Source organism: Aminobacter sp. P4_D5 (genome assembly GCF_056401815.1).
In genome coordinates this window covers 1-5,329 of record NZ_JBFUIP010000263.1, presented here as the reverse complement: position 1 = coordinate 5,329, position 5,329 = coordinate 1, and the positions used below count along the sequence as shown (strand labels likewise).

General features: G+C 62.6%; 3 protein-coding genes. 2 read left to right on the top strand and 1 reads right to left on the bottom strand.

Features of this window, described 5'->3' with window-relative positions:
• Positions 1 to 479: 479 nt before the first annotated feature.
• Both AC1DWF_RS29965 and AC1DWF_RS29960 read left to right on the top strand, forming a co-directional pair.
• Positions 480 to 2,003: an MFS transporter gene (locus AC1DWF_RS29965; RefSeq protein WP_476789672.1), complete on the top strand. Its 1,524-nt coding sequence runs from the start codon at positions 480 to 482 to the stop codon at positions 2,001 to 2,003.
• Positions 2,004 to 2,156: 153 nt separating this feature from the next.
• Positions 2,157 to 2,912 (top strand): diguanylate cyclase domain-containing protein, encoded by a 756-nt coding sequence (locus AC1DWF_RS29960; RefSeq protein ID WP_476842417.1) that lies wholly within the window; start codon positions 2,157 to 2,159, stop codon positions 2,910 to 2,912.
• On the opposite strand, the gene AC1DWF_RS29955 is transcribed toward AC1DWF_RS29960, so the two are convergent.
• Positions 2,909 to 4,876 (bottom strand): M23 family metallopeptidase, encoded by a 1,968-nt coding sequence (locus tag AC1DWF_RS29955; protein WP_476842418.1) that lies wholly within the window; start codon positions 4,874 to 4,876, stop codon positions 2,909 to 2,911. The two genes, AC1DWF_RS29960 and AC1DWF_RS29955, sit on opposite strands and share 4 nt — an antisense overlap.
• Positions 4,877 to 5,329: the final 453 nt, after the last annotated feature.

The following is a 5,329-nucleotide window of genomic DNA, read 5'->3' as shown; positions in this document are numbered from 1 at the left end:
GTGTCGGTATCCGTGGCTCCGAGGGCCCGACGACAGGCCGGCGTTTTCCGGTGCAGGTTTCCGCAAATGGAATGCTGCGCGGCGGGGAAATGCGGAAAAGCCGCGGCGATTGTCCATGGAATGTACATGGAGCAGCGCTGTGACCGGCCAACCTTGGGACAGACACCGAGCGGGGCGCGAGGTCGCGCCAGCTAATATCTACTCGGAAGGCACGGCCTCGCGCCCCGCTTCCCGAACTACCTCCCGAAAATGGGAGTGTTCTTTGACAATGGCCAGGCGCTAAAGCGAGCGTGGCGGTGAATAAGTGTGTCAGCCGTGGAAGCATCACTCTTTCGCGCCCCCCTCTGGCCGGCAGGCCGGAGGGGGGCAACGTAGAGTGCGCCGCAGGCGGATTTCTGGCTCCGCGAAATCATTTCCCTTGGTCACTTCCCGCGCAACCTTCTCGCACATAGTCTCGCCCCATGGACACATCAGACACCGTGCCAAATACCAACCACGTCTTTTGCCCGCCCGAGGCCCGGCGCTATGTGCTGGTGTCGGCGATCCTTGCATCCAGCATGGGCTTCATCGACGGGACGGTGGTGTCGCTCGCCATGCCGATCATCCGCGCCGACCTCGGCGCGTCGCTGGTCGACGCCCAGTGGATCAGCAATGGCTACATGCTGTTTCTGTCCGCGCTTGTTCTGCTTGGCGGTGCCGCCGGCGATGTCTTCGGCGTCCGCAACATCTTCGCCACCGGCATTTTGCTGTTCATGATCACGTCGGCGGCCTGCGCGCTGGCTGTCGATGCCGACATGCTGATCATCACGCGCGCCGCCCAAGGCATCGGTGCGGCACTGATGGTGCCAGGCAGTCTCGCCATCATCGCAAAAGCCTACCCGACCGAAACACGCGGCAAGGCGATCGGCCAATGGGCGGCATTCTCGTCGCTGACCACCGCCATGGGACCGTTCGTTGGCGGCATGGTGCTGTCGTTCGGCGCCGAATGGATGTGGCGGCTGATCTTCGCCATCAACGTGCCGATCGGGCTTGTCGCGCTCGGCATGATTTTTGCCAAGGTGCCGCGCGACCGGCCGTCTGCGAAGCGCAGGCTCGACATCACAGGGGCGGCTCTTGCGACCGCCGGCCTCGGCCTGATGGCCTGGGGGCTGACAGCTTTCGGCCTGCCTGTTGAGGCAAGGGCCGTCTCGCCATGGGCCTGGATCGCGCTTGGCAGCGTAATCTTCGCCGGCTTCATTGTTTGGGAAAAGCGTGCCGGCGCACCGATGGTCAAGCTCGGTTTGTTTGCCTCGCGCGCCTTCGCCGGCGCCAATCTCTACACGCTGGTCCTGTTTTTTGCCTTCAACGCGGTGTTGTTTTTCCTGCCGATGACCGTTGTCTCAGGCTGGGGCGTCAAGGAATGGGAGGCGAGCCTGCTGTTCTTGCCGCTTTCGCTGTTCATCGCCGGCCTGTCGAGCTACTCGGGCAGGCTGTCCGACGCGATCGGGCCGCGCTGGCCACTGACCATAGGCGCTGCGATCGTCGGCATCTCTTATGTTGGCCTCGCACTCACMATGCCGCTGATGATGCTGTGGCAAGTGACGTTCCCGATCCTGCTGCTCAAGGGCCTTGGCATGGCGATCGTGGTTTCGCCGGTTTCGGCGGCGGTGATGCGGGCGACCCCAGAAGAAGACACAGGTCTCGCCTCGGGCATCAACAACGCGCTTGCGCGCGCAGCCGGCTTGATGGCGGTCGCTTCGCTCGGTGCCGTCGCCGGCGTCGTCTTCGCCAAGGTTTTGGGAACAGCCGCACCCGGTGCGGAGTTCGGCGCCTTTGTCGCGTCACCGCTCGATGCCGCCGCCGAGACGCTCAGGGTATCGGCGACCAACCGTGCCTTTTCAGTGATTGCCGCCATTTCGGCCGCAATGTGTTTTGTTGCGGCAGCGGTTGCCTGGTTCACTCAGCCGTCGTGGAAGAGGGCTGCCGAAAAGCCCGGGACAAGCGCGCGGACAGCTGCCGATTGATGCAATTGCATGAGTTGCGCTAGCACCTTGTTAAGGCTTTGGAGGCATGTCTTGGTTTCGAAAAAGGCGGAAATCATGTCGGCAATCGACAAGAGTCGGCACCAAGGCTTGGGCGAGGCAACGCCGTGGCGCACCGCTATCTGGCGAGGATACATGCCCTACGGAATCTGGCTGCTGCTATGTGTCGTGCTGTTTGCGATAGACACGCAGGTCAATCTCTTCGAGCAACTCTATCAGGTCACGCGCACTTATGAAGCGTGGCAGTTGGACGAATTGCTGTCGCTGCTGCTTTGCGCCGGCATCGTTGCCCTTGTCATGCTCGGCATTCGCACCCGGCAGCTGTCGCGCGAGGTTGCGCGCCGCGAGGCGGCGGAGCGCCTCGCCCATGATACCGCTCGCCATGACCCGCTCACTGGCCTTGCCAATCGTCRCCGCTTCCGCGAGGAAATCCACGCGTCGATCGGCCGATCCAATGGCTCGCCTTCCGGCTGTGCTGTGATCTATATCGACCTGGACGGGTTCAAGCCGGTCAACGACAGGCATGGCCATGCCGCTGGCGACGCGGTGCTGGTCGAGGTGGCGCAGCGGATCGCTAATGCGGCGCCGAAGGGGGCGACTGTTGCCCGGCTCGGTGGCGACGAGTTCGGCGTGGTGCTGCATGATGTCAGCAATACCGAAGCGCTGCTGTTTCTTAGCCAGCGGCTCCAGCGCGACATCGCCAAGCCTATTGAAGCGGAGTCATTGCAGCTGGTCGTAGGTGCCACGATCGGCATCGCGGTCTTCCCCGACGACGGCGGCGATCCAGAAGCCCTGATCGCGGCGGCGGACCGGGCCATGTACATCGCCAAGCGGGCCAAATACGACGCACTCGCAAGTGACGGCATCGCAAGCGTCGCGAGCCGAGCTTAGCCGCTGGCCTTTGCCGTGCTCGCGACCTTCAGCGCGTCCTTGTTTTCGTCCTTGAGCAGATCGTCGATGCGCTCGCGCTCACGCTTGAAGGCTGTCAGTTCATCGCCAGACAACGCGCGGCCGGTAGGCAGGCGCACGCGCATCGGATCGACCTTGGTGCCGTTGACGATCAGCTCGTAATGCAAATGCGCACCGGTGGACAGGCCGGTGGTGCCGACATAGCCGATGACCTGGCCCTGGCGGACGCGAGCGCCCGGAACGACCTCACCTGCAATGCGGCTCTGGTGATTGTAGGATGTCTCGTAGCCATTGGTATGGCGGATGATCGTCTGCTTGCCGTAGCCGCCGGCCCAGCCAGCCTTTTCGACGATGCCATTGCCGGAGGCGATGATCGGCGTGCCGGTGGGGGCTGCCCAATCGACGCCGGTGTGCATTTTGACATAGCCCAGGATCGGGTGCTTGCGGCCGCCGAAGCCGGAGCGGAACCTGCCGTTGGGCAATGGGTTGCGCAGCAGGAACTGACGCGCGCTGCGGCCATCCTCGTCGAAATAGTCGACCGCGCCGTCACTCATCTGGAAACGGTAGAAGTTGCGTGTGTTGCCGCCGAAATTCGCCGAGACATAAAGCAGCTCGGAATCGTCTGATGCCTTGTCGTCGCCGTCCGGCTGCGAAAAGAACACCTCGATGCGATCGGACGGATTGAGCCGCGACTGGAAGTCGACGTCGGAACTCAAGAGCCTGACCAGCTTCTTGGTCATGTCCTGCGACATGCCGTAGGAATAGGCCGCCCGATAGATGCCGTCATAGACTGTGGGCAAGGCACCGCGCGACGTCGAGACCCTTGGCGTGTCATCGAAGGCGGTGGCGATCTCGGGGTTCGGCTCCGGCTCGTCGCCCGGTACGAACTGGTTGCGGTCGTCGAGCGCGATGGTCAGGATATGCTGGGTGCGGTCGTAGACGCTGGTGCGCACGATCTTGCCGACATCGCCGCGAACCTCGAGGCCGATGCGCAGCACGGTGCCGGCTTTGAGTGCTGTGGCGTTGAGCAGGCGCGAGATTGCCTTCGCCATGCCTTGGGCGTCCTCGCCAACATAGCCTGAGTCAGCCAGCGCATCGACGATCTTGCGGTCTTTTTCAAAGGCGATGATGTCTTCGGCATAAGAAAGTGTTTCTGGATCGACGTCGGCGCGGGACGAGACCGAGACATTCTCCGGCACGATCTTGATGCCATAGGAGCCGGCCAGCGTCTGGTCGGCAAAGGCGTCGCCGAAACGCTGCGGGTCGATATAGTGCAATGACGCGACCTGGATATCGCCTTCAGTCAGGTCGCCGCCGGCGTCGCGCACCACCTTTTCGACCTCATTGGCGGAAAGGGCCGAGGTCTCGTCAAAGGCTGCGGTCTCAACTGGGAAGTCGACGGTCTTGAGGCTCATCTCGCTCTCGACCTTGACACCGTAGATCTGGCCGGTCGCAGCTGCGGGTGCCGCTGGCTGTGCGGGGCCATCTTCGGCGAAGACCGTCAGGGGATCGAAAGCGGGGTAGCTGCGTGTCGTGGGATGGCTTGCTGCCAGCGCCATCTTGATCTGCACGAAAGGCATGGTGCGGATCACCTCGCGGTCACCCTGCTTGGTGACCATCGACACTTCCATGCGCCGCCGGTCCTTGGCCTTGGCGATCTGGCGCAGCGGCGCAAGGCGCGTGGTCTTGGCCTTCTGGCCGGCGTCGCCGCCAGCGGCAAGTGTTGCGAGTTCGGCGATCTCGGGTGGGGTCGCCAGCTGCTCGCGCCCGTCGAGGGCAGCAAAAAGTGCCACGCCCATCAAAACGGAGGACGTCACGCCGGTGAGGAAAGTGCCTGACAGCCAACGTGCCGAGACCTCGAGACGGTCCGGGGGACCGGCGCGGCCATCCGCGATAAGCGGCGGCTCATTGCCGAGCTCGGCTATGGTCTGGCACGTATCCTGCATCAAGTACGGTAAATATCCCCGACGCTTTGCGCCCGCTTGCTTTTAGTTGCCAAGACATTTGCCTGTCATGGCGCTCCAAGTCAACGAACCGCGATCCGTCAGCCTGCCCCTCTCTATATAGGGTGCGCGTACAGACTCATTCCGCGCCAGGGCCGCTTCGAGACATCTGCGCGTATTGGGGCGGGAATAGGGCTTCGTGAGCAGCGGTGGGCTTTGTTCATACGATAAGAGAACGCGGAATGCTGCCGGGCACTCTTCTTACATATAGGGGCGCACGGATGGAGCTTGTTTGGTGTTCGCAGTCAGCTGGCCAGAACTCGCCGTGAATCGGTCCTGTATCATTATTTGCCGATCGATTTCGGCCGTGGCCGCCTGTCCTTGTTCGTCCGATTCCTGTTGTTTTGGCTTGGTTTCGCGTTTGGCGCGTCATTGTTCGCGTTTGGCGCGTCATTG